The 24797-nt window shown below is 65.0% G+C and carries 22 protein-coding genes; 13 read left to right on the top strand and 9 right to left on the bottom strand.

Annotated elements, in window-relative coordinates:
* Positions 1–69: 69 nt before the first annotated feature.
* The 3 genes from I6F37_RS22060 to I6F37_RS22050 are packed head-to-tail and all read right to left on the bottom strand — an operon-like array spanning position 70 to position 2119.
* Positions 70–663 carry a GNAT family N-acetyltransferase gene (locus I6F37_RS22060; protein WP_036004801.1) on the bottom strand — a complete coding sequence of 198 codons (594 nt, stop codon included), beginning with the start codon at positions 661–663 and terminating at the stop codon, positions 70–72.
* Positions 660–1742 carry an alpha/beta hydrolase gene (locus I6F37_RS22055; protein ID WP_225152680.1) on the bottom strand — a complete coding sequence of 361 codons (1083 nt, stop codon included), beginning with the start codon at positions 1740–1742 and terminating at the stop codon, positions 660–662. The genes I6F37_RS22060 and I6F37_RS22055 overlap by 4 nt, the downstream gene beginning before the upstream one ends.
* Positions 1739–2119 (bottom strand): hypothetical protein, encoded by a 381-nt coding sequence (locus I6F37_RS22050; RefSeq protein ID WP_036004795.1) that lies wholly within the window; start codon positions 2117–2119, stop codon positions 1739–1741. Before I6F37_RS22050 ends, I6F37_RS22055 begins: the two co-directional genes overlap by 4 nt.
* A 162-nt stretch (positions 2120–2281) precedes the next feature.
* Here I6F37_RS22050 and I6F37_RS22045 point away from each other — a divergent pair, with 162 nt between their 5' ends.
* The gene (locus I6F37_RS22045) at positions 2282–3196 is read left to right on the top strand and encodes an alpha/beta fold hydrolase (RefSeq protein ID WP_225152679.1); all 915 of its coding nucleotides are present in this window, start codon (positions 2282–2284) and stop codon (positions 3194–3196) included.
* Between the two features lie 122 nt (positions 3197–3318).
* Positions 3319–3780 (top strand): ester cyclase, encoded by a 462-nt coding sequence (locus I6F37_RS22040; protein WP_225127369.1) that lies wholly within the window; start codon positions 3319–3321, stop codon positions 3778–3780.
* On the opposite strand, the gene I6F37_RS22035 is transcribed toward I6F37_RS22040, so the two are convergent.
* The 6 genes from I6F37_RS22035 to I6F37_RS22010 form a co-directional block, all read right to left on the bottom strand.
* The gene (locus I6F37_RS22035) at positions 3777–4463 is read right to left on the bottom strand and encodes a spermidine synthase (protein WP_225152677.1); all 687 of its coding nucleotides are present in this window, start codon (positions 4461–4463) and stop codon (positions 3777–3779) included. The two genes, I6F37_RS22040 and I6F37_RS22035, sit on opposite strands and share 4 nt — an antisense overlap.
* A gap of 138 nt (positions 4464–4601) precedes the next feature.
* On the bottom strand, positions 4602–7838 hold the full coding sequence (locus tag I6F37_RS22030; protein WP_225152675.1) for a bifunctional cytochrome P450/NADPH--P450 reductase: 3237 nt from the start codon (positions 7836–7838) through the stop codon (positions 4602–4604).
* Between the two features lie 132 nt (positions 7839–7970).
* Entirely contained in the window at positions 7971–8966 is a 996-nt protein-coding gene (locus I6F37_RS22025; RefSeq protein WP_225152673.1) for an alpha/beta fold hydrolase, read from the bottom strand.
* A gap of 10 nt (positions 8967–8976) precedes the next feature.
* On the bottom strand, positions 8977–10527 hold the full coding sequence (locus tag I6F37_RS22020; protein ID WP_036025769.1) for a wax ester/triacylglycerol synthase family O-acyltransferase: 1551 nt from the start codon (positions 10525–10527) through the stop codon (positions 8977–8979).
* A 45-nt stretch (positions 10528–10572) separates the two neighbouring features.
* Positions 10573–11373, bottom strand: a complete 801-nt coding sequence (locus tag I6F37_RS22015; protein ID WP_225152671.1) for an alpha/beta fold hydrolase — start codon at positions 11371–11373, stop codon at positions 10573–10575.
* Positions 11373–11630, bottom strand: coding sequence for a DUF6489 family protein (locus I6F37_RS22010; RefSeq protein WP_036004778.1), 258 nt, complete (start codon positions 11628–11630; stop codon positions 11373–11375). The genes I6F37_RS22015 and I6F37_RS22010 overlap by 1 nt, the downstream gene beginning before the upstream one ends.
* Before the next feature lie 328 nt (positions 11631–11958).
* Between I6F37_RS22010 and I6F37_RS22005 the strand changes: the two genes are divergently transcribed.
* The 11 genes from I6F37_RS22005 to I6F37_RS21955 all read left to right on the top strand — a co-directional run bounded on the left by I6F37_RS22005 (position 11959) and on the right by I6F37_RS21955 (position 24795).
* Entirely contained in the window at positions 11959–13554 is a 1596-nt protein-coding gene (locus I6F37_RS22005; RefSeq protein ID WP_225152669.1) for an ABC transporter substrate-binding protein, read from the top strand.
* A gap of 104 nt (positions 13555–13658) precedes the next feature.
* Positions 13659–14639 (top strand): ABC transporter permease, encoded by a 981-nt coding sequence (locus I6F37_RS22000; RefSeq protein ID WP_036004888.1) that lies wholly within the window; start codon positions 13659–13661, stop codon positions 14637–14639.
* A gap of 10 nt (positions 14640–14649) precedes the next feature.
* Positions 14650–15621: an ABC transporter permease gene (locus I6F37_RS21995; RefSeq protein ID WP_225152667.1), complete on the top strand. Its 972-nt coding sequence runs from the start codon at positions 14650–14652 to the stop codon at positions 15619–15621.
* 13 nt (positions 15622–15634) lie between these two features.
* A complete protein-coding gene (locus I6F37_RS21990) occupies positions 15635–16621 on the top strand; it encodes an ABC transporter ATP-binding protein (protein ID WP_225129402.1) in 987 nt (328 codons plus the stop codon).
* Positions 16618–17607 carry an ABC transporter ATP-binding protein gene (locus I6F37_RS21985; RefSeq protein WP_036025780.1) on the top strand — a complete coding sequence of 330 codons (990 nt, stop codon included), beginning with the start codon at positions 16618–16620 and terminating at the stop codon, positions 17605–17607. The genes I6F37_RS21990 and I6F37_RS21985 overlap by 4 nt, the downstream gene beginning before the upstream one ends.
* A gap of 87 nt (positions 17608–17694) precedes the next feature.
* Positions 17695–19500, top strand: a complete 1806-nt coding sequence (locus I6F37_RS21980; RefSeq protein ID WP_225152664.1) for a gamma-glutamyltransferase family protein — start codon at positions 17695–17697, stop codon at positions 19498–19500.
* A gap of 9 nt (positions 19501–19509) precedes the next feature.
* The gene (locus I6F37_RS21975; RefSeq protein ID WP_225127381.1) at positions 19510–20220 is read left to right on the top strand and encodes a DUF1028 domain-containing protein; all 711 of its coding nucleotides are present in this window, start codon (positions 19510–19512) and stop codon (positions 20218–20220) included.
* Complete coding sequence (locus I6F37_RS21970) at positions 20217–21206, top strand: ABC transporter ATP-binding protein (protein WP_225146104.1); 990 nt, start codon at positions 20217–20219, stop codon at positions 21204–21206. The genes I6F37_RS21975 and I6F37_RS21970 overlap by 4 nt, the downstream gene beginning before the upstream one ends.
* Positions 21206–22312: an ABC transporter ATP-binding protein gene (locus tag I6F37_RS21965; RefSeq protein ID WP_225152662.1), complete on the top strand. Its 1107-nt coding sequence runs from the start codon at positions 21206–21208 to the stop codon at positions 22310–22312. Before I6F37_RS21970 ends, I6F37_RS21965 begins: the two co-directional genes overlap by 1 nt.
* 22 nt (positions 22313–22334) lie before the next feature.
* Positions 22335–23843 (top strand): ABC transporter substrate-binding protein, encoded by a 1509-nt coding sequence (locus tag I6F37_RS21960; protein ID WP_225152661.1) that lies wholly within the window; start codon positions 22335–22337, stop codon positions 23841–23843.
* Between the two features lie 10 nt (positions 23844–23853).
* Positions 23854–24795, top strand: coding sequence for an ABC transporter permease (locus I6F37_RS21955; RefSeq protein WP_025034874.1), 942 nt, complete (start codon positions 23854–23856; stop codon positions 24793–24795).
* The last annotated feature ends 2 nt before the right edge of the window (positions 24796–24797 follow it).

Genomic DNA, 24797 nt, shown 5'->3' with positions numbered 1-24797 from the left:
TGATGCTTCCGTAGCCATGGGGGCACGTGAATGGGTTCCGATCCGGACCCAATGTCGGACGCCTCCTGCTTAGTGCTGCACGGCGCCAGGCAGGCCGTAGGCCTCCATCTGAGCCTGGACCTGCGCGATGTTATGGCCGAGCACGACGATGTCGTGGGTCTTGCCGTCGACGTCCCGGACATGGTCCCGCAGCAGGGCCTCGGCCTTGAAGCCGAGGCTCTCGAACAGGGCGATCGCCGCCTGCTGATCCACCGTCATCTGGACCGAGAGCTTTTCCAGGCCCGCTCCGAGCGCCAGCGCAAAAGTCTCCTGCGACAGCGCTTTGCCCACGCCCTTGCCGCGGACCTCGGGCGAAACCACCATCCGGATCTCACCGACATGAGGCGACCAGGAATGGGGATCGCGCACCAGCGTGCCGCAACCAACGACCCTGCCCTCTCTCACCGCGAGCAGGCTCTGAATAGCTCCGCGCTCGATTTCCTTGACCCAGGCCGACAGCACCTTCGGCTCGCTGATGTTGCGCGGCAGGAACAACAAGTCGTGGGTCGGCAGGCCCTTGCCGAAGGCCAGCACCGCGGCCTCGTCTGCGGGCGACATCAGGCGGATCTCGATAGCGCCCGCGTCGGTCTTGACGTCGCGCGGATAGGAACGCTGCTCGCTCATGTCGATCTCTTTCCCAGCCAGGAATCCAGTTTCGGCCACAGCCGCTTCACCGCGTTGGCGCCGGCGACGAGCGAGACGTGACCGCCCTTCAGGATCACCTCTTCCTTGTCGGTCGAGCCGATCTTGGCGATCAGGTGCTTGGCGGCCTCATAGGGCACGATGTGATCGTGCTCGGCGACCGCATGCAGGATCGGCACCGTGATGTTCTCGAGCCTGGCCGCACGGCCGCCGACCGACATGGTGCCGTTGAACAGCCTGTTATCCCACATCAGGTCCTTGGTGATGGTGCGGAAATATTCGCCGGCGAGCGGCAGCGTGTCGGTCGCCCAGCGGTCGAACATGCGGTACGACTTCACGAACTCGTCGTTCCAGATGTTTTCCCAGAGCTGGATCTGGCTCACCGTGCGCGAGGCCGGCCGCAGCATCTCGAACGAGGACAGGATCATCTCCGGCGGCACGTTGCCGACGCTGTCGACGAGGTGGTCGACGTCGAAATAGCGGCGGTCGGAGAAGTTCGAGAACAGCTTCATCTCCCGGAAGTCGATCGGCGTGGTGAAGCAGATCAGGTTCTTCATTGGCCCGTCCTTGTGGATCGAGCCGTAGAGCAGCGACAGCACGCCGCCAAAGCAATAGCCGATGACGGAGACGTCCTGCTCGCCGGAATCGGCTTGCACGCGGCGGACGCAGTCCGGAATGAAGTCGAGGACATAGTCCTCCATGCGCAGGCTCTTCTCCTCCGGCCTCGGCGCGCTCCAGTCCAGCATGTAGACGTCGTAGCCGCGTTTCAGCAGGAACTCGATGAAGCTCTGGCCGGGCACGAGGTCGAGGATGTAGCCGCGATTGGTGGTTGCCATTACGATCAGCACCGGCACGCGGTAGATCTCGTCCGACATCGGCCGGTAGTGATAGAGGCTCATGGTGCCGCGCGAGTGCAGCACGTCCTTTGGCGTAGAGCCGAGCGAGGGGCCCGAGGTCGAGAAATATTCGACGCCCTTGATGCTGCGCTGAATCGCGCGCTGCACCTCGGACTGGATGCGCTCCGGGATCGAGGCAAGATCAAGTCCCGCCGGCGCGTTCATTTTTGGTCTCCGCCTTCGGACGGCGGACGCTTGGTTCGCGGTGGCCGCGGCGCGGCGCCGGGTTGCGGCGCGCCCGACGTGGCCGACATCTGGCTCAGCATCGACTTGATCTCGCCGAGCTGGCCTTCGATCGACTGGAGCCGTTCCGCAATGCCGGTCATCTGCTCGCGGCTCGGCAGGTTCATCGAGATCAGGTACCTCTCCATGAGATCGCCGAATTGCTTCTGAGCACCTGCAGCAACGCCGCCGGCGCGGTTCATGGCCTGCGAGAATTCGGGCGTCTCCATCGCCTTGGTCGCGAAGGAGTTGAAACCCTTCTCCATTTCGCCAACCATCTTCTGCCACAAGGCGACCGGATCAGTGATCTTGTCGGTCATCGGCGTCCTCCCAATGCGGAGGGCTTTGCACCCTTCTTGTCCCGCCATACCACACCGTTGCGCGGTGCCGGTCAACCGGCAAGCAACCGACGCAACGTCGGAGACGCGGCTTCTTCGTGAAATGAAACCGTGCGATACAGCATCGGTCAGCAGGAGGAACCCGTGACCGCCCATCAACCGCCCCAGACCGTCCGCGCCAACGGCATCGATATCTGCTACGAGATCTTCGGCAACGACAATGCCGAGCCGCTGCTGCTGATCATGGGCCTCGGGGCGCAGATGATCCATTGGGACGATGCATTCTGCGAGCAGCTCGCCGCACGCGGCTTCCGCGTGATCCGCTTCGACAATCGCGACATCGGCAAGTCGAGCCATCTCACCGGCGGCAAGCGGCTGACGCCGTTCGAGCTGCTGAAGCTGCGCTTCTTGCGCATCCCGGTGGCCGCGACCTACAAGCTGATCGACATGGCAAAGGACACGGTCGGGCTGATGGATGCGCTCGGCATTAAGTCGGCGCATCTCGTTGGGGCGTCCATGGGCGGCATGATCGCGCAGGAGGTGACGCTGTCGTTTCCGCACCGCGTGCGCTCGCTGACCTCGATCATGTCGACGACGGGCAATCCGCGCGTGCCGCCGCCGACGCGCGAGGCCGCCGCGGTGCTGATGGCACCGCCGCCGCGCAGCAAGGGGGAGTTCATCGTCCGCTATGGCCAGACCTGGAAGGTGCTGCGCGCCGGGCATTTCCCGGAAGAGGAAGCGCTCGACCCCGGCCGCGCCGAGCGGGTGTTCGCGCGCGGGCTCAATCCGGCCGGCGTCGGCCGTCAGCTCCGCGCCGTGCTTGCCTCCGGCAGCCGCAAGGAACGGCTGCACGCCGTGAAGGCTCCGACGCTCGTGATCCACGGCACCGTCGATCCGTTGGTCCGCCCCGAAGGCGGCAAGGACACGGCCGCGTCGATCCCGAACGCAAAGCTGCTGATGATCGAGGGCATGGGCCACGCGCTGCCCATGCGCTTCTGGCCGGAGATCATCGACGCGATCGACAAGCACGCGCATGGCGCGGCGGCGCAGGCGGCCTAGGCCGGCCGGTCTCCTCCAGGTGACCATGTGAGCAGCCGGTGCCTGTCTTAACGCGGGTTCCGATGAAGGCTATACAGACCGTCTCAGACGCCAGACAGAGGCTGCGGCCTCTCGGAGCTCACATGCACTTCATCATTCGATCGGCGGCAATGGCCGCTTCCATTCTCATGTTGTCTCTCGCCGGCGGCGCCGCGATGGCGGCCAGCGCGCAGGAAGAAGCCAACCGCCAAACTGTGCTGGCCTTCTATGAGAAGGGCCTCAATCAGAAGGACGCCGACGCCGCCCTCGCCTATGTCGGCAACCGTTACGTCCAGCACAATCCAACCGCTCCCGACGGGCCGGAGGGCTTCCGGAAGTTCATCGGCTTCCTGCGCGAGAAGTTTCCGAACTCGCGCAGCGAGATCAAGCGCAGCTTCGCGGAGGGCGACTTCGTCATCCTGCACGTCCACTCCGTTCGCGAGCCCGGCACCAGGGGCCGCGCGATCGTCGACATCTTCAAGCTGGAGAACGGCAAGATCGTCGAGCATTGGGACGTCATTCAGGAGATTCCTGAAAACCCGGCGAACGGCAACACGATGTTCTAGCCTCGAGGCGCGCCTTTCCGCGCGATCCAGATCACGTGGCGCGCGCCGCCGCCTCTGCCGGTGGCGCGAACGTTGACTTCGTTGACGTCGAAGCCGGCGCGCTTGAGGCGCCCTGTGAACGGCGGATTGGGTCCCGACGACCAGACGGCCAGCACGCCTCCCGCCCGCAGCGCCGTCTTCGCAACCTGCAGCCCGCTCGCATCGTAGAGCGCGTCATTGCCCTTCCGGGTCAGCCCTTCGGGCCCGTTGTCGACGTCGAGCAGGATGGCGTCGAAGGCCGAACGCTTCGCCCGGATGATTTCACCGACATCGATCTCGCGAATGCTCACCCTGGCATCATCGAGGCTATCGCCGAAGACCTCGGCCATCGGGCCTCGCGCCCAGGCGACGACCGACGGCACCAACTCGGAGACCACGATCTTCGCCTGGGCTCCGAGCACGGCCAGCGCCGCGCGTAGCGTAAAACCCATGCCGAGACCGCCGATGAGAACGACGGGCTTTGCGACTTTCTCGATCTGCTTCGCGGCAAGGGTTGCCAGCGCCGCTTCCGACCCCGACAGGCGGCTGTTCATCAGCTCGTTGGTGCCGAGCTTGATGGAGAACTCCTTGCCCCGCCGCATCAGGCGGAGCTCCTCGTCGGAACCGGGGATCTTGGCGGTGTCGATCTTTTCCCAGGGAATCATGGGAATGCTTAGCACGAACAGGATTGTAGGGTGGGTTAGCCGAAGGCGAAACCCACCGCTCGGACAGAATTGGTGGGTTACGCCTAGCGGTTTGCGCTTCGCGCAATCCGCGGGGCTAACCCACCCCACGATCTGCGGCTACGCTCCCGCCCAGACGTCCAGCACATAGCGGTTGTTCGCGCCCATCTCCTCGATCCAACGCGCGCCTGCCGCAGCATCACTGCCGCTCCTCTCGCGGTGGATCGCAACCAGCGCCGCCTTCACGTCCGGCTCCATCTTGCCGCCGTCGCCGCACACATAGATGATCGCGCCCTGCTCGATCAGCGGCCAGACCTTGTCCTTCTGCGCGGCAAGCACATGCTGCACATAGGTCTTCGGTCCGTCCGCGCGCGAGAACGCCGTGAACAGCTCGGTGATGCCGCTCGCCGCGAGCGCCTTCAGCTCCTCCGCGTAAAGAAAATCCTGGTCGGGATGGCGGCAGCCGAAGAACAACATGGCCGGGCCGAGCGCGGCCCCTTTCGCCTTGCGCGCGGCGCGCTCCTGGAGGAAGCCGCGGAACGGCGCAAGTCCCGTGCCCGGACCGATCATGATAACAGGCACGGAAGGATCGTCCGGCAGGCAGAAGCCCGCCTTGGTCTCGCGCACGGTGGCATAGATCGTATCGCCCGCCCGCCGATTGGCGAGATAGTTCGAGCAGATGCCCTTGTAGGTGCCGCGGCCGGAGGCAGCCGGACCTTCGACCACGCCGACCGTGACGCTGCAACGCGCGGGGTCGACCGACGGCGAGGACGAGATCGAGTAATAGCGCGGCGCCAGCAGCGACAGCATTTCGAGATAGACGTGGAACGGTAGTTCGCAAGCCGGATATTCGAGCAGCAGGTCGAACACCGATTTGCGCTTGGCGAGGATCTCACCGCGATAGCGCTCGAGCGGTTCCGCTTCCTCGCCGACGAAGGCCAATAGCTTCGGCTTGGTGACGGGGCAGCGGGTGTGCTCGGCCATGATCTGGATCTGCTTGCGGGTCGCGACCTGCTGGAGCTCGACGAACTCGCTGAGCAGGCGACCAACCGATACGGCCGCGCCGACCGGCAATTGCGCGCGCCGGCCTTCGGCCACCTGAAGCCTGATCTGATCGGCCGGCAAAAAGCCGAAGCGGCGGGCAACTGAATCAACCAGCGTAGGATCGTTGCGCGGAACGACGCTGAGGTGATCGCCGACGCGGTAGCTGAGGTTGGCCGGCAGCTGCACCTCGATGTGGCGCGTCGAGCGCTCGGAAGCATTCGCGCCGGACTTGTTCTGGAGCTCGTCATTGACCAGCACCTTCATCGCCACTGCGCCGCCCTGGGCGACGATGGTGTTGACGGCGGTCACCGCGACCGGCTCGATTGCATAGAGCGGATCGTCCTCGGCGGTGCGGGTGAAATTCCAGTCGATGCCGAACTCCTTGGTCGCGACTTGCGCGGCGGCGGGGAACCATTTCTGGAACTGGCCGTCGAGATCGCTGCGGGCATCGCCCTCGCCGCGCGGATAGACCGCGCGCGCACCATGCTTCGACAATTGCTCGTCGATGAAGCGCGGCACCGATTGATAGGTCGCGGCCCAGTCGCTGTTGCCGCAGCCGAACACGGCGTAGCGCACACCGGCAAAGGCATCCTTCGGCAGATCCTCGCCGAGCCATTTGACGAACTGCGTCGCATTGTCGGGCGGCGCGCCGTTATAGGAGGCGCAGATGATCAGCACGCCGCCCTCCTGCGGCAGCTTGCCGACATAGTCGTCGAGCGGGCCGAGATGCACGGCAAAACCGTTGATCTCGGCAAGATCGGCCATGCGCGTTGCGAGCTCCTCGGCGGTGCCGAGATTGGAGCCGTAGAGCACCAGCATCGGCGTGTTGTGGCCGGGCCGCGTGGTGGGCGGACGCTGCGCCTTTGGCGCCGAGGACGCAGCCGCAACGGGCCCGCCATAAGCGCCGCGCTCGCGATCGGCGCGCGGCCGCACCTTGATCTTGAAGCCTTCCGGCTTGATGGTCAGCGTCTCCTTCAGGTGCATCTGGTAGCGCTGGTGGTCGATCAGCTTGAAGCGCTGCAGGATCATGCCGAGCGCGAGCGCTGCCTCGTGCATGGCGAAGCCGCGGCCGATGCAGGCGCGCTGGCCGTTGCCGAACGGCTTCCAAGCATTGATCGGCCGTCTTGCCTCCGCCTCGCGGCTGAAATTCTCGGGGTCGAAGGCGTCGGGGTTGGGACCCCACACGCTGGGATCACGATGCAGCGCCGTCACCAGGATGGTGACGAACGTTCCCTTCCTGAGCTTGTACTGCCCGCCGCCGATGGTCTCGTCGTTCAGCGGCGAGATGCCGTAGGCCGGCGCCGGCGGCCACAGCCGCAGCGACTCCTTCAGGATCTGCGTGATGTAGGTGAGCTGCGTCACCTGCTGATAGGTCGGCTTGGCGTTGACGTCGGGGCCGAAGACGCGGTCGACCTCGTCATAGGCCTTCTTGAGAATCTCCGGATGCTTGAGCAGCGCATAGAGCGTGTAGGACAACAGGCCGCTGGTCGTCTCGTGCCCCGCGATCAGGAAGGTGTTGATCTGGTAGCGGATATTGACGTCGTCGAGCTGCTCGCCGGTGGAACGGTCGACGCCGGTCATCATCGCGGCCAGCATGTCCTTCTTGTCGTCGATGCCTTCCGCGCTCTTGCGGCGTTCGGCGATGATCTCGTCGACCATCTTGTTCATGAAAGCGACGTCTTGGGCCAGCGTCTTCCGCCGCTTCTGCATCCAGAGCTGCTCGAACGGCAGGCCGCGCGTCATCATGATGGTTTCGAGCGATCGTACCAGTGACTCGACGAAAGGATGGTAGTCGCGCCGGTAGAACGAGTTGAAGCGGTACTCGAAGCCGCACAGGCCGATCGTATCCAGCGTCAGCGCGGTCATGTCGTGGACGACGTCGATCTCGTCGTCGGCGTTGAGCCGCTCCCATTTCTGGACGAGCTGCTCGGCGATGTCGACCATGCTCGGGTGATAGGACTGCATGGCGCGGTTGCCGAAAGGCTGCAGCAGGATGTTGTGCGCCTTGCTCCAGTTCGGCTCACGGGTGTCGGCGGTGAAGAGGCCGTCGCCGCCGACCGCACGCACGCGCCGCAGCGCGCCGCGCACCGTCTTGTCGAACCGCTTCTCGTCGGAGAGCTCGTCGACGAGATCGTGGCCGGAGACGACGACGATCGGCGAGCCCATCATGTCGAGCCAGAAGATCGGCCCGAGCTCCTTGGCAAGCCGCGTCAGGTGCTGCACGGGAGCGGCCGCGTCCAGCGACAGCATATTGCCGACCACTGGCTTGGTCGGCGGCTGCGGAATCGGGTCCAGACGGTTCTTGGATGACATCGAAATGTAGTCCCCCTGCCTCAATGTCGTCGTTGCAAGCGAAGCGAAGCAATCCAGAAATGTATCCGTGGAGGCAGTCTGGATTGTTTCGTCGCTTCGCTCCTCGCAATGACGCGTTCCCAATGACGAGCGCTAGCCAAACCGCCTTCTCCGCCATTCGATCAGCTTGGCGCTGACCTCCTCCGGCTTCTCCTGTTGCGTCCAATGGCCGCTGTCGTTCACCAGATACTTCTCGAGGTCATCGATCAGTTTCTCCATGCCGTCGGCCGCCGAGGGCGGCAGCACGGCATCATTCTCCGCCATGATCATCAACGAGGGCACGTGGATGTGGTGGTCCAGCCCCTCGGCGCGCTCCCAGTTGCGGGTGAAGTTGCGGTACCAGTTGATGCCGCCGGTGAAGCCGGTCTTCGTGAAGGTGTCGACGAACACCTTCTTCTCATCAGCCGACAGGATCGGCGTGCGCGGATCGACCTTGGCGTCGTACGCCGCAATCATCTGCGGGAAAGCCAGGTTGGTCTTCGACGAGGCGCCGACACCCGCGATCGGCGGCTCGTCCGGTTTCGCCGCCGGCTTTGCCAGCGGCTTGCGCATGAAGGCGTCGAAGGTCTGCTCGACGCGGCTGCCGAAGATCTTGTCCGGCTCGCGCGCGGGATCCTGGAACTGGACGATGTACATCTGGTCACCGTAACGCTGGCGAAACAGCGCGATCGGGTCGATCGGCATGCGGTCCCAATGCGGGGTGTTGACGCCGACGACTCCGGCGACGCGCGTGGGATGCCGCAGCGGCATCTGCCAGACGACGAAGCCGCCCCAGTCGTGGCCGACGAAGATCGCCTTGTCGATCCCGAGATGATCGAGCAGACCGACGAGATCGCCGGTCAGGTGCTCCATGTCATAGGCTTCGACCGGCTCGGGCCGGTCGGTCGCGCCGTAGCCACGCTGGTCGGGCGCGACCACGCGGATGCCGGCCTCGCTTAGTGCCTTGATCTGGTGACGCCAGGAGAATGCGAGCTCCGGCCAGCCGTGGCACAGCACGACCGGCGGTTTGTCATCGGACGGGCCCGCCTCGTAATAGCCCATGCGGATTCCGTTCGTCGTCGCGAACTTGAGCGGCGGCATTTCAATCATTGCAAAGTCCTTACTCGGCGGCGCCCTTGATATCAGCGGCCGGCGGCGTGTACGCCGCCTCCAGCGCGGCGAATTCCTCAGGCAGCATGTCGCACATCACCTGCACATGCGGAATGATGTTGGCACCGACGATAAAGCCGAAATCGAGCTGGTCGCGATAGCTCTGCACGGTGATGTTGAGTGCCTGCCCGTGGGTCGAGATAGACACCGGGAAGATGTGCAAGAGCTCGGCACCGGCGGCATAGAGCGTCTGCCGCGGCCCGGGCACGTTGGACACGGTGATGTTGGCCGCGGGCGGCAGCACGTCGGAGAGGTTCGAGCGGCTGTAGAGCAGCGCCAGAATCTGCACCATGATCGGCGCGCCCAGCATCGAGATGTTGGAGACCTGCGGCATCAAAGCCCGCAAAGGATGCGACATCTCCTTGGACTTGGTTGATTGCGCGATGATCGCTTCCAGCCGCGCCTTGGGATCCTCGATGTTGGTGGCGATCGAGCAGATCATGCCGAACACCTGGTTGTTGGCCTCGGTGTTGCCCTCCTCCCGCAGCGAGATCGGCACCGCTGCGGTCAGGGATTTCGCCGGCAGCGTGCCGTATCGCAGGAGATAGCGGCGGACGACGCCGGAGGCGAGCGCCAGCACCACGTCGTTGAGCTTGCCGCCGGCCTGCTTGGCCAGCGCCTTCGCCCGCGACAGCGGGATCGATACGCCGGCAAAGCTCCGCTCCGAGGAGATCGTCTTGTTGAGCATGGTCGGCGGCGACACCATGCTGGCAAGGCTCTCGCGCGACTTCGGATCGGCGATCTTGCCGAGCACGTCGGAGACGCTCTTGAGCACGGTCGGGATGTTGCCGGCGAAGCGCACCGCGCTCTCGATCTGGTACATAGCGTTGTCGAACAGGATCGAGCCGATATCGCTCTTGCCGGTGCGGGGCAGCTGCAGGTTCTTCGCCGCTTGCGAAGCCTCCAGCGGCTGGCTGAACAGCTGCTGATAGGAGTCGAGCAGGTTGGCGGCGATGTCGCGCGGCTCCTGCCCGGGCTTGCTGCCCGCGGTCGGCGGATCGACCTTCCGCGGGATCGGCGAGATGTCGTAGATCATGTTGGTCAGCGCCGCACCGGCGCCGCCATCGATCGCGGCATGGTGCATCTTGGAATAGAGCCCGACCTCGTTGTCCTTCATGCCCTCGAACACGTAGAACTCCCAGAGCGGACGGGCGCGGTTGAGCAGCTTGGCATGCATCCAGCCGACGATGCGCTCGAGCGTGGCGCGGTCGCGCGGCTGCGGCAGGCTTGCCCGGAAGATGTGGCGGTCGATGTCGAACTGGTCGTCCTCGACCCAGGAGGGATGATCGATGTCGAGCGGCGCCTTCTCCAGCCGCGCCTTGAGAATCGGCGCGATGTGCAGGCGCGAGACGATCATCGCCTTGAACTCTTCGAAGAAATCGCCCTTGTAGTCGTCAGGCAGGCGGAAGATCGCCATGCTGCCGACATGCATCGGCATCTCCGGTGTTTCCAGATAGAGAAACGACGCGTCAAGCGACGACAGCTTCTTACCGTCAGCCATGGTTCCCTCCCGAGTATTCGACGGGCGCCTTGGCGGCGCTTCTCGTCAGGCCGATACTGCCCGGTCCGGCGGGGCATATGCAATGGCAAACGGCCCCGCCCGGTCAAATGGCCGGAAGTCTCCCTCCGGTTGCGCCAGGCGATCCGCCACGGCCCACAGCACCGCCGGGTTCACGCCAAGCCCAATATGGCTCGCCAGGTGCACCTCGATGTTCTCGGCACGGTCGGAGGGGCGCAGCACACAGGTCCGCCAGTTCACGACGCCGTCGGCGCGCGAATAGATCGACGTTGCCGGCACCGGCAGATCGCCGGCAATCGCCTCGCGCGCTTCCGCATAGTCCTCCACCTTCTCGCCGGATAACGTCTCATAGAGCCGCGTCGCGTGAGTCGCCCGCACATCGTTGGCAAAAGGGCTGCCGAGCGTGACGACGTAGCGGACCTTGTCCGGCGCCCAAAGCGCGAGATCGCGGGCATAGACGCCGCCGAGACTCCACCCGACCAGGCTGACCTTGCGTCCCGTGGCGGCATGGATTTCGGCCAAGCGCATGCGCAGCGAATCCCGCATTCGCCCGAGCCCGCCGAGATTGCGGCCCATCCGCCAGGCATGCGCCGCATAACCGAGCTCGCTGAGATAGCGCCGTATCGGCACCATGGAGAGGTCGCTGGCGAGAAAGCCCGGCAGCGCCAGCACCGGATGGCCATCGCCCCGCGGCGCCCGCATCAGGAGCGGCGACAGCAAGAGGCTCGCATTCAACTCGAATAGCCCACGGGCCTCGGCGAGCAGCAGGCCGAGACTCGGCGGACGAAGCCGGCCTTCTTGAAGCGCCCCGTCCGGCTCGGGCGGCACTATTTTTTCTTGTCGCCGCTGCGGGTGCCGCCGAGGCCGGCCATCGCGACGAACATGTCCTGAAACCGCTCGGCGATCTTGGGATCGAAGGTGAACCAGCTCTGGATCAGCGATTCCGGCGAGACCTTCTCGATGTTGCTGAGAACCTGCTGCTGCAGCTTGTCCATCACGGCCGTCTGCATCGGCCCCACATCGGGCAGACCGAAGAACTGGCGGGCCTCAAGGGGGGTGCAGTCGATTTCGATGTTAACCTTCATGTCCCCTCCAGATGAGATTCGAGCGGCCCGTCGGAGTATCACCGCGAGAAGGTCTGCAAGGCAAGCGACCTGAGGGGAAGCCGCTGGGATCGGCTTCCCCAATCGGCTCGTATGGTCAATCAATCAAATTGGCTGGCCCGCGACCCGCGCAGAAGCTCGCCGGCCGGCCCCGGGGGACGCCGGGCAGCATTGCTGCACAGCGGTGCAACTTGGCGCGTTCCTTGCTGGAATGACGCTTGCACGGGTCGAGAACTCTGGGCAACATGGATCGGTCAGCCCCGCCGAACAATCAAAAATCACCGGCGCGGCAGTGTGGAGAGGGTCAAGAATGTCAATCGGTCAAAGTCTGTTTGCGGCGACGCTCGCAGGTACGCTTGCGTTGGCGGTCTCGCCAGCGACCAGCCAGACGCTACGTTATGCCAACCAGGGTGACCTGAAGTCGCTCGACCCCTATACCCTGAACGAGAGCACCACCCACGCCCATCTCGGCCACGTCTATCAGGGCCTCACCGCGCGCGACAAGGATCTCAAGATCATTCCGGCACTGGCGGAAAGCTGGGAAACCCCGGAGCCGACCCGCTGGCGCTTCCATTTGCGCAAGGGCGTGAAATTCCACAACGGCAACCCATTCACCGCCGACGACGTGGTGTTCTCGGCCGATCGCGTCCGCAAGAAGGGGTCGAACATGCAGACCCGCCTTGCGCCCGACGTCAAGGTAGTGAAGGTCGACGACTACACGGTCGACTTCGTCCTGCCCTCGCCCAATCCCATCCTGCACAACGCGTGGGATGTCTGGTACATCATGAACAAGAAATGGGCCGAGGAGAACAACGTCGTCGATCCGACGCCGGTGGCGGCGACCACGCCGAGCTATGCCTCACTGAACGAGAACGGCACCGGTCCCTTCATCATTGAAAGCCATCAGCCCGGCGTGAAGACGGTGTTCAAGGCCAATCCCAATTACTGGGGCAAGGTCGAGGGCAATCTCAAGGAGATCATCTTTACCCCGATCGCTTCCGACGCCACCCGCGTCGCCGCCCTGCTCTCGGGCGAAGTCGACGTCATCGAGCCGGTTCCGATCCAGGACATCTCCCGCGTCGATTCCAGCCCGAACGCTCAGGTGCTGAAGGGGCCGGAGCTGCGCACCATCTTCATCGGCTTCGACCAGATGCGCGATGAGCTGCTCTACTCCAACATCAAGGGCAAGAACCCGTTCAAGGACGTCCGCGTCCGCGAGGCCTTCTACAAGGCGATCGACATCGAGCTGATCAAGACGCGCGTGATGCGCGGGCTGTCGACGCCGTCCGCGCTGATGATCGCGCCGGAACTGTTCGTGCTGTCCAAGGAGTTCACGCGGCCGAAATTCGATCCTGACGGCGCCAAGAAGCTCCTGACCGAAGCCGGTTACCCCGACGGCTTCGAGGTCACCATGGACTGCCCGAACGATCGCTACGTCAACGACGCCGCGATCTGCCAGGCCGTGGTCGGCATGCTCGCCCGCATCGGCGTCAAGATCAATCTCCTGGCGCAACCGAAGGCGCAGTACTTCGCCAAGGTGCTGAAGCAGGGCGGCTACCAGACCTCGTTCTACCTTTTGGGCTGGACTCCGAGCACGATGGATTCCCACAACGTGCTCTACGACATCATGGGCTGCCGCGACGATGCGAAATCCTCGCGCGGCGAGGCCAATCTCGGCGGCTATTGCAACAAGGAGTTCGACGCCATCACCGACAAGGTGCTGGTCGAAGCCGACACCACCAAGCGCAACCAGTTGATCAAGCAGGCCTACGAAATCGGCATGAAGGACTGGTCCTACATCCCGCTGCACCAGCAGGCGCTGGCCTGGGGCGTTTCGAAGAAGGTGAACCTGCCGCAGCGCGCCGACAATCTCGTCATGTTCCACTGGGCAACCAAGAAGGAATAGGATCGGTTGAACACGAGGTCCCGGCGGCATCCGCCTTCCGGGACCTTTTCTTTTCCGGCCGCCAAGGACGTCGGCCGTACGCTCACCCAAGGACAGTGGAAGGCATGCTCGCTTTCACGCTTCGCCGCGCCGTTCAGGCCATCGGCGTCATGTTCGCCGTCGGCATCATCGCGTTCTCGATGTTCCGCTTCGCCGGCGACCCCGTCAACCAGATCGTCTCGATCGACACCTCGGCCGCCGAACGCGCGATCGTGCGCAAGTCGCTCGGCCTCGACGACCCCGTGCCGGTGCAGTTCGTGCGCTATTTCGCCGATGCGGCGCAGTTCAAGTTCGGCGTCTCCTACCAGTTCCGCCAGCCGGTCGCGACGCTGTTGATGGAGCGCATGCCCGCGACGCTGGAACTTGCGATCTGTGCGACCGTGTTTGCCATGGTCTTCGGCATCCTCATGGGCGTCTATTCGGCGCTCAAGCGCGATACCGTGCTGGCCAAATTATTCCAGGCGATCTCGCTGATCGGCATCTCGCTGCCGACCTTCCTGATCGGCATTCTCCTGATCTACCTGTTCGCCGTGACATTGGGCTGGTTGCCCTCGTTCGGCCGCGGCGAGGTGGTCAAGCTCGGCTGGTGGACGACCGGCCTGCTCACGGTGTCGGGACTGAAGGCACTGATCATGCCTTCGATCACGCTCGGCCTGTTCCAGATGACCCTGATCATGCGGCTGGTGCGCGCGGAGATGCTGGAAGTGTTGCGGACCGACTATATCCGCTTCGCCCGCGCCAGGGGGCTGACCACGCGCGCCATCCATTTCGGCCACGCGCTGAAGAACACGCTGATTCCGGTGATTACCGTAGCCGGGCTTCAGTTTGGCTCGGTTATTGCATTTTCGATCATCACCGAAACGGTGTTCCAATGGCCGGGCATGGGGCTTCTGTTCGTCCAGGCCGTGCAAAACGTCGACATTCCGATCATGGCCGCCTACCTGCTGATGGTTTCACTGATCTTCGTCACCATCAATCTGGTGGTCGACATTCTCTACACGGTGGTCGATCCGCGCTTGCGCTCGACCGTCGGTCGCGCCGCATAGGACAACCTGCATGTCCGACGCAGTCGTCTCCAATTCCGACAAGCAAAGCGCACAACCGGTGCACGCCGCCCATGGCTGGTTCAGCCGCACGCTCGACAGCGACTTGTTCTATTCGTTCCGCCGTTCCAAGCTCACCATGGTGGCTGCGGCCATCACGGTCCTGTTCTTCCTGCTTGCGATCTTTGCATCCGTGCTCGCGGTGCAGAACCCGTTCGATCCGGCACAGCTGCAATTGATGAATTCGCGGATTTCACCGCTGTGGACCGCGGACGGCCAGAGCCCGTTCCTGCTCGGCACCGACGAGCAAGGCCGCGACGTGTTCTCCGCGATTCTCTATGGCATGCGCATCTCGCTCGCCGTCGGCGTCGCCGGCGTGATCTTCGCCGGCGCGCTCGGCATCGCCCTCGGCCTGATCGCCGGCTATTTCGGCGGCGCAGTGGACGGCGTGATCATGCGGATCGCCGACGTGCAGCTGACCTTCCCTGCGATCCTGATCGCGCTGCTGGTCAACGGAATCGCGAAGTCGATCCTCGGCAACCGGCTGGACGCCACCAGCATGCTGGTGGTGCTGGTGATCTCGATCGGCCTGAGCTTCTGGGTCGGCTATGCCCGGACGGTGCGCAGCTCCGTGATGGTCGAGAAGAACAAGGACTACGTCGCCGCCGCACAGCTGATCGGCCTGCCGGCGCCGAAGATCATGCTGCGGCACGTGCTGCCGAACACGATGGGCCCGATTCTGGTCATCGCCACAATCAACCTTGCGCTCGCCATCATCACCGAGGCGACGCTGTCCTTCCTCGGCGTCGGCCTGCCCGACACCATGCCCTCGCTCGGCACGCTGATCCGCATCGGCAACAATTATCTGTTCGCCGGCGAATGGTGGATCGTCGCCTTCCCGGGGCTCGCGCTCGCAACGCTGATCCTATCGATCAATCTGCTCGGCGACTGGCTGCGCGACGCGCTCAATCCGAAGCTTCGATGAATACGCCTCGTCCATGACCGAACCCGTCCTTTCCGTGCGCGATCTTCACGTGGAGTTTGCCTCCCGCCGCGGCACGCTGCGCGCCATCGACGGCGTCTCCTTCGACATTGCCAAGGGCGAGGTGCTCGGCGTCGTCGGCGAGTCCGGAGCCGGAAAGTCCGTCACCGGCCTAGCGGTGATCGGCCTGATCGATCCGCCCGGCCGCATTGCCGGCGGCGAGATTCGTCTCGCGGGCCTGCGCATCGACAATCTGCCGCCGGAGGAGATGCGCCGCATCAGGGGCAAGCGCATCGGCATGATCTTCCAGGATCCGCTGACGTCGCTCAATCCGCTGTACAAGGTCGGCGACCAGATCGTGGAGACGATCCGCACCCACCTCAATCTGTCCGAGTCGGCCGCCCGCCGCCGCGCCATCGACCTGCTCGCCGAAGTCGGCATTCCCGCGCCGGAAAAGCGTATCGACGGCTATCCCCACGAGTTTTCTGGTGGCATGCGCCAGCGCGTCGTGATCGCGCTCGCGATCTGTGCCGAGCCCGAGCTGATCATCGCGGACGAGCCGACCACCGCGCTCGATGTCTCCGTGCAGGCCCAGATCATCTCGCTGATCAAGCGGCTCGGACGCGACCACGGCACCGCGGTGATGCTGGTGACGCACGACATGGGCGTGATCGCCGAAACCTCCGACCGCGTCGCGGTGATGTATGCCGGCCGCGTCGCCGAGATCGGCCCGGTGCAGGACGTCGTGAAGAATCCGCTGCATCCTTATGCCAAGGGCCTGATGGGCGCGATCCCGACGCTTGCGGGCGAGGACAAGCGCCTGGTGCAGATCCCGGGCTCGATGCCGCGCCTGTCGGCGATCCCGCGCGGCTGCTCGTTCAATCCGCGCTGCGCCTTCGCCTTCGATCGTTGCCGTGTCGATCGGCCGGAGCCGCTGCCGCGCGGCGCGCAATCGGTGGCCTGCCACCTCTATGACGACGTGCCGGCGGAGAGCGTGGCATGAGTGCTCCCTTCGTCCAGGCCACAAACCTGCGCCGCGTCTTCGACGTCTCGAAACCCTGGCTCAACCGCGTGCTTGAAGGCGGACATCTCGAATATCTCAAGGCAGTCGATCACGTTACCTTCGACATCAGGAAGGGCGAGACGTTTGCCCTGGTCGGCGAGTCCGGCTCCGGCAAGACCACGGTGGCACGCATGGTCGTCGGCCTGCTGCCGCCAAGCGCCGGCGACGTGCTGATCGACGGCGTCTCCATGACCGACCCGCGGCAGGCGCCAGCGCGGCGGAAGCTGCGCCGGCGCATCCAGATGATCTTCCAGGATCCCTATGCGAGCCTGAACCCGCGCTTCCGGGTCGATGCCATCATCTCCGAGCCGATCCGTGCCTTCGACCTGATCCAGGGCGAGCGCGACATCCAGGCTCGCGTCGGCGAGCTGCTCAGCCTCGTCGGCCTGCATCCGGACGACCGGCTGAAATATCCGCACGAATTCTCCGGCGGCCAACGCCAACGCATCGCGATCGCGCGCGCGCTCGCGTCCGACGCCGAATTCATCGTCTGCGACGAGCCGACCTCGGCGCTCGACGTCTCCGTGCAGGCGCAGATCCTGAACCTGATGCGCGACCTCCAGGACAAGTTCGGCCTGACCTACATGTTCATCAGCCACAACCTCGCCGTGGTGCGCCACATGGCGAGCCGCGTCGGCGTGATGTATCTCGGCCGTATCGTCGAGATTGCGGACGGACGCGAGCTGTTCGCCAATCCGCGCATGCCTTACACCAAGATGCTGCTGGGCGCCGTGCCTGATCTTGCCATGAGCGGCCGCCAGCGCATTCCGGTCAAGGGCGAGATCCCCAACCCGATCAATCCGCCCTCCGGCTGCGCCTTCAATCCGCGCTGTCCGCTGGCGTTCGATCTCTGCCGCAAGGAGACTCCGGAACTGATCGACGGCGTCGCCTGCCATGCGGTCAACACCGCGCCGGTCCCGGCGTGACGCGCGCGTGCCATGCAGCCTGCGCATTTGGAAGCGGCGTGGCCCTGTGATCAATTGCACGCGCCGGAAATAAGGTGGTGAAGTCCCATGGGCAGTAATATCAATCCCGATCCGTTCACGACGAGGCCCGAGATCGAGGGCACGTTCGGGGTCGTCGCCACCACGCACTGGATTGCGACGGCCGTGGGCATGGCCATCCTGGAAAAGGGCGGCAATGCCTTCGATGCCGGCGTCGCCACCGCCTTCACGCTCCAGGTGGTCGAGCCGCATCTGAACGGTCCCGGCGGCGACGTGCCCATCATCGTGCATGACGTCAAGCGCGGCCGTACCGAGGTGATCTGCGGTCAGGGCCCGGCGCCGGCGCGGGCCACCATCGCGCATTATAGAAGCGAAGGCCTCGACATGGTGCCGGGCACGGGCCTGCTCGCCGCCTGCGTTCCCGGCACCTTCGAATCCTGGATGATGCTGCTGCGCGACTATGGCACGATGCGCCTGCGCGACGTGCTGGAGCCGGCGATCTCCTACGCCCGCGACGGCTATCCGCTGGTCGAGCGCGCCTGCGCCACGATCCAGACCGTCGAGCAGCTGTTCCGCAAGCACTGGCCGACGTCCGCCGCGGTCTACCTCCCGAACAGTGAAGTGCCGAAGCCAGGCACGCTGTTCACCAACAAGACACTGGCTGCGACCTACGCCCGGATCCTGAGCGAGGCGGAAAGCGGCGGCGGTGGCCGCGATGCGGAGATCGAGCGCGCGCGCAAAGCCTGGTCGCAAGGCTTCGTCGCGGAAGCCGTCGACAAGTTCTGCCGAACCCAGGAGGTGATGGACGTCAGCGGCTCGCCACATCGCGGCGTGCTCTCCGCCGACGACATGGCGCGCTGGCAGCCGACAGTCGAGGCGCCGCTCACCTACGATTACGGCCGCTACACGGTCTGCAAGGCCGGCGTATGGAGCCAGGGCCCGGTCACGCTGCAGCAGCTCGCGCTGCTGAAGGGCTTTGCGCTCGACGGCCTCGACCCGACAGGGCCGGAGTTCATCCATCTCCAGATCGAATGCGCCAAGCTCGCCTTTGCTGATCGCGAAAAATTCTACGGCGATCCCAAGTTCAACGAGATCCCGATCGAAACGCTGCTGTCGGATACCTATAACGACGAGCGCCGCAAGCTCGTCACCGACAAGGCTTCGCTCGATTTCATCCCTGGTTCTGTCGAGGGCTTCGGCGGTGTCGTCAAGCTGCGCCGCGCGGAGGGCCAGCGCGAGGCGGTCGGCGCGCTCGGCGCCGGCGAGCCGACCGTGGGCCGCTTCGGCGAGGTGCGCGGCGACACCGTGCATTTCGACATCATCGACAGGGACGGCAACATGGTGTCGTCGACGCCGTCGGGCGGCTGGCTGCAATCCTCGCCGATCATTCCCGAGCTCGGCTTTTGCCTCGGCAGCCGCGCTCAGATGTTCTGGCTGGAGGAAGGTCATCCCGCCGCGCTCGCGCCGGGCAAGCGGCCGCGCACCACCCTCTCGCCGACCATGGCGCTGCGCGACGGCGAGCCTTACCTCGCCTGGGGCTCGCCGGGCGGCGATCAGCAGGACCAGTGGATCACGCAGTTCTTCCTGCGCCACGTCCATTGTAACCTCAATCTCCAGGAAGCCATCGACGCGCCGGCCTGGCATTCCGAGCATTTCCCGATCTCGTTCTGGCCGCGCACCGCGCGTCCCGGCGTGCTCGTGGTCGAGAACCGTGTGCCGAAGGCAACGATCGAGAACCTGCGCGAGCGAGGGCATATCGTCGAGATCGGTCCCGACTGGTCCGAGGGACGCCTGACCGCGGCCTCACGCGTGGGTCCGCGCCGGCGCGCCGCCGCCAATCCGCGCGGCATGCAGGGCTACGCGGCGGGACGCTGAAGGCAGCACATGACTTGGTCGATCATCGCGCGCGATCCTGCCACCGGCCAGTTCGGCATCGCGGTTGCGACCCGCTTCTTCGCCGTCGGCGCGCGCGTGCCCTACATCGCCGCCGGCCTCGGCGCGATCGCGACGCAGGCCTTCGTCAATCCCTATTACGGCATTGACGGCGTCAAGCTGTTGCGCGAGGGCCTCAACGCGCACGACGTGCTCGCCACGCTGCTGGCGACCGATGCCGGCCGCGAGAGCCGCCAGGTCCATATCATGGATGCCAGCGGCGCAATCGCCGCGCATACCGGGCGCGACTGCGTTGACTGGTGCGGCCACGTCGCGGGCAGCGGCTTCTCGATCGCCGGCAACATGCTCACCGAGGCCGACGTGCTCGACGAGACGGCGAAGACCTATATCGCCAGCGACAGCCTGCCGTTCCCGCGCCGTCTGCTCGCAGCGATGCGCGCCGGCGAAGCCGCCGGCGGCGACAAGCGCGGCAAGCAATCGGCCGCGCTCGTGATCCACGGCGAGGAGGAATGGCCGGCCCTCGACATTCGCGCCGACGACCATTCCGATCCGCTCGGTGAGCTCGAACGGCTCGAGCGCGTCAGCCACGAGCTCTGGGTGCATTTCCGCGCCTCCATGCCGACGCGGCAGAACCCGGCCGGCAACACCGATCGCAGCGTCATCGACGCCAGCATCGAAGCGGCGCGCGCGAGACGATCATGAGCGCCAGCCCCCTCATCGAGATCAAGGATCTGCGTATCCGCTTTCATGGCGACGACGGCCGCATCACCCACGCGGTCGACAGCGTCGATCTCAGCGTCGCCAATGGCGCGACGCTCGGCCTGGTCGGCGAATCCGGCTGTGGCAAGAGCGTGACGTCGCTGGCGATCATGGGCCTGCTGCCGAAGCAGAGCGCGGAAATAAGTGGCGCGATCCGCTTCGACGGCTTCGACCTGCTGACCACGCCGGACCAGACGTTGCGCGATCTGCGCGGCAACCGGCTGGCGATGATCTTCCAGGAGCCGATGACCTCGCTCAATCCGAGCTTTACGATCGGCGACCAGATCATCGAGACGATCCTGCGTCACCGGGGCGGCTCGCGGAGGAGCGCGCGCGAGCGCGCGATCGAGCTGCTGCGCCGCGTCCATATCCCTTCGCCTGAGCGTCGCATTGACGACTACCCACACAAGCTCTCCGGCGGCATGCGCCAGCGCGTCATGATCGCGATGGCACTCGCCTGCGACCCGCGGCTGCTGATCGCGGACGAGCCGACCACCGCGCTCGACGTCACCCTGCAGGCCCAGATCCTGGAGCTGATGCGCGAGCTGAAGGCCGCGAGCGGCGCCGCGATCATCTTGATCACCCACGATCTCGGCGTCGTCGCCGAGGTCTGCGACGAGGTCGCGGTGATGTACGCCGGCGAGATCGTCGAGCGGGCGCCGGTCGACGAGTTGTTCTCCGCGCCGCAGCATCCCTACACGGTCGGCCTGCTCGGCTCGATCCCGCGGCTCGACCACCGCGCCGAGCAGCTTGCGACGATCGAAGGCATGGTGCCGAACATGGCACAGCCGCCCGCCGGCTGCCGCTTCGCCGCGCGTTGCCCCTTCGTGCTCGACGCCTGCACCAAGGTGCCGCCGCCACTGGTCGAACTCAGCGACGGCCACCTCTCGCGCTGCATCCGCGCGCCGCTCGAATTGCTGGTGTCGTGATGGCGCTCCTCGAAGTCGAAGGCCTGGTCAAGCATTTCGTCGCTCAGCGCTCGCTGCTCGGCCGCGCGCTGGCGCACGTCAAGGCGGTCGATGGCGTGTCCTTCTCGCTGGAGGCCGGCAAGACGCTGGCCCTGGTCGGCGAATCCGGTTGCGGCAAGTCCACCGTCAGCCGCCTGGTGCTGCGGCTGATCGAGCCAGACGCTGGTATGATTCGCTTCGACGGCCGCGACCTGCTGGCGCTCGACGCCGGGACCTTGCGCGCCTTCCGCCGCGAGGCGCAGATCATCTTCCAGGATCCCTACGCCTCGCTCAATCCGCGCATGACAGTCGGCCAGATCCTGACCGAGCCGCTGGCGCTGCACGATCTGGTGCCGCCGGCGCGGCGGGCCGAGCGCGTCGCCGAACTGCTGCGGCTGGTCGGGCTGGAGCCGCGCCTCGCCCGGCGCTATCCGCATGAATTCTCCGGCGGCCAGCGCCAACGCATCGCGATCGCCCGCGCGCTCGCGGTTGAGCCGAAGCTCATCATCTGCGATGAGCCGGTCTCGGCGCTCGACGTCTCGATCCGCTCGCAGATCCTCAATCTGCTACGCGAGCTCCAGGACCGGCTTGGCCTCGCCTACATCTTCGTCTCGCACGACCTTGCCGTGGTCAAGCACATCGCCGACCACGTCGCGGTGATGAATCTCGGCCAGATCGTCGAGACGGCCGAAGCTAACGCGCTGTTCGCCGCGCCGCGCCATCCCTACAGCCGCGCATTGCTGTCCGCGATCCCGCTGCCGCAGCCGAAGGCGAAACGGACGACGGTGCTGCTGGAGGGCGAAATCCCGAGCGCCCTCAATCCGCCCGCCGGCTGCCGCTTTCACACCCGCTGCCCGTTCGTGATCGAGCGCTGCCGCAATGAGGCGCCTGCGCTTCTAGCTGACCGCACCGGCCATGCCACCGCCTGTCACCGCACCGCGGAGCTGCCGTCTGCCGACGCCATTCTACCCACCGCCGGCGGGTTTTCTCCGGCGCTTGCAAAGCTGGTCGCGGCCTTCAGCCAAAAGACGAAAGGCAGCAGCTCCGCCGGGGTTGGTATACAGTGCGCCGCGTCCGCAACGAAATAGCCGAAGCAATGGGGATTATCCGATGAAGATGTTTCGCCTGGCCGCAACGGCCGCCGCTGTCCTGGTGTCGATTGGAGCCGCGCAAGCCCAGACCACGTTGCGCATCGGTCTAGCCGAGGACCCCGATATCCTCGACCCCACGATGGCGCGCACCTATGTCGGCCGCATTGTGTTCTCCTCCTTCTGCGACAAGCTGTTCGACATCGACGAGAAGCTCAACATCGTGCCGCAGCTGGCGCTCTCGAGCGAAACCGCCGACGACGGCAAGGCGCTTGTCATCAAGCTGCGGCCCGGCGTGAAATTCCACGACGGTGAGCCGTTCGATGCCGAGGCCGCAAAATTCTCGCTGGAACGGCATTTGACGTTCCCCGGCTCGTTCCGCAAGCCGGAGCTCGCCTCGGTCGATCGCGTCGAAATCGTCGATCCCCTCACGGTCAAGCTGGTGCTGAAGTCGCCGTTCTCGCCGCTGCTCGCTCAGCTCACCGACCGCGCCGGCATGATGATGTCGCCGAAGGCTGCCAAGGAGGCCGGCGACAAGTTCGGCCTCCGCCCGGTCTGCGCCGGCCCTTACAAGTTCGTCGAGCGCGTGCAGCAGGACCGCATTGTGTTCGAGAGATTCGCCGACTACTGGAACAAGGACAACGTCTTCATCGACAAGATCGTGTTTCAGCCGATCGTCGATGCCACCGTGCGGCTCGCAAACCTGAAATCCGGCGGCCTCGATCTGATCGAGCGCGTGCTCGCCACCGACCTCAAGGAGGTGCGCGCCGACTCCCGGCTGAAGGTCGCGACCGCCATCGAGCTCGGCTATCAGGGCATCACGCTCAACATCGGCAAGGACAAGGCCAAGGGCCCGCTCAGCCAATCGGCCAAGGTGCGGCAGGCGCTCGATCTTGCCATCGACCGCGAGGCGATCAATCAGGTCGTGTTCAACGGCGAGTTTCAGGTCGGCAATCAATGGGTCAATCCTAATCATCCCTATTATCAGAAATCGCTTCCGATCCGTCCCCGCAACGTCGAGAAGGCCAAGGCGCTGCTGAAGGAGGCCGGCGTGACGCCGCCGATCAGCGTCGACTTCCTGGTGCCCAAGGGCGCGGAAACCGAAACACCGGCGCAGGTGATCCAGTCGATGGCAGCGGAAGCCGGATTCGACATGAAGATACGCCTCACAGAATTCGCAACCGGGTTGAAGCAGGCGGAGACGGGCGACTATCAGGCCTACATGCTCGCCTGGAGCGGCCGCGTCGATCCCGACGGCAACACTTTCGTGTTCCTGCACAACGGCGCACCCCAGAACTATGGTGGGTGGAACAATCCACAGGCCGACAAGGCGCTGGAGGAGGCGCGGCTCGTCACCGATCCCGCCAAGCGCAAGGCGAGCTACGAGGTCCTGGCCAAGCTGGTCCGGGAGGAAGAGCCGCTGCTCTACCTCTATCACCGCCGCATCATCATCGCGCACACGACCAAGCTCGAAGGCTATAGGCAAATGCCGGACGGCCTCGTCCGCGTTGTCGGCCTCAAGCTGAAGTGACGCTGCGAGGATGCTGAACTTCCTCGCCCGCCGACTTGTGCAGATCGTGCCGACGCTGTTCTTCGTCTCGGTGCTGATCTTCTCGCTGCAGCAATTGCTGCCGGGTGACCCCGCGCTGGTGATGGCGGGCGAGGAGCGCGATCCCGCCGTGATCGAGCAGATCCGCCGCCAATACCGGCTCGATCAGCCCGTCCCGGTGCAGTACGCCTACTGGATCAAGGGCGTGCTCTCTGGCGATTTCGGCGAGTCGCTGCGCAACAAGATGCCGGTGCGCGAGCTGATCGCACAGAAGCTGCCGGTGACGCTGCAGCTCGGCTCGATGGCGATCCTGATCGCGTTGCTGATCGGCATTCCCGCGGGCATCGTCGCGGCCGTGAAGAAAGGTTCGGCCTGGGACTACGGCGCGAACCTGTTTGCGCTGTGGGGCATCTCGACGCCGAACTTCTGGCTCGGGATCATGCTGATCTTCCTGTTTTCGATCGAGCTTGGATGGCTGCCGGCTTCCGGCTACGTGCCGCTCACCGAGAACTGGCGCGCGAGCCTGGCCGTCACCATCATGCCGGCCTTCGTGCTCGGCAATGCGATCGCCGCGATCCTGATGCGGCATACGCGCAGCGCCATGCTTCAGGTGCTGGAAAGCGACTACGTGCGCACCGCGCGCGCCAAAGGACTGTTGGAGCGCACGGTGATCCTCAAGCATGCCATGCGCAATGCGCTGACCCCCGTCATCACGCTCGGCGCGCTCGAGCTCGGTACGCTGCTCTCCGGCGCGGTCCTGACCGAGCAGATCTTCTCCATTCCCGGCTTCGGCAAGCTGATCGTGGATGCCGTATTCAACCGCGATTATGCCGTGGTGCAGGGCGTCGTCCTGGTGACGGCCACGGTCTACATCACGCTGAATCTGGTGGCCGACATCGCCTACATCCTCGTCAATCCGCGGCTCCGGGGCTGATC

The sequence above is a fragment of the Bradyrhizobium sp. NBAIM08 genome (assembly GCF_020193935.1).
GTDB classification, from domain to species: Bacteria; Pseudomonadota; Alphaproteobacteria; order Rhizobiales; family Xanthobacteraceae; genus Bradyrhizobium; species Bradyrhizobium yuanmingense.
Note: the sequence above shows the minus strand (reverse complement) of the source record. Positions and strands in the feature narration are given on the sequence as shown.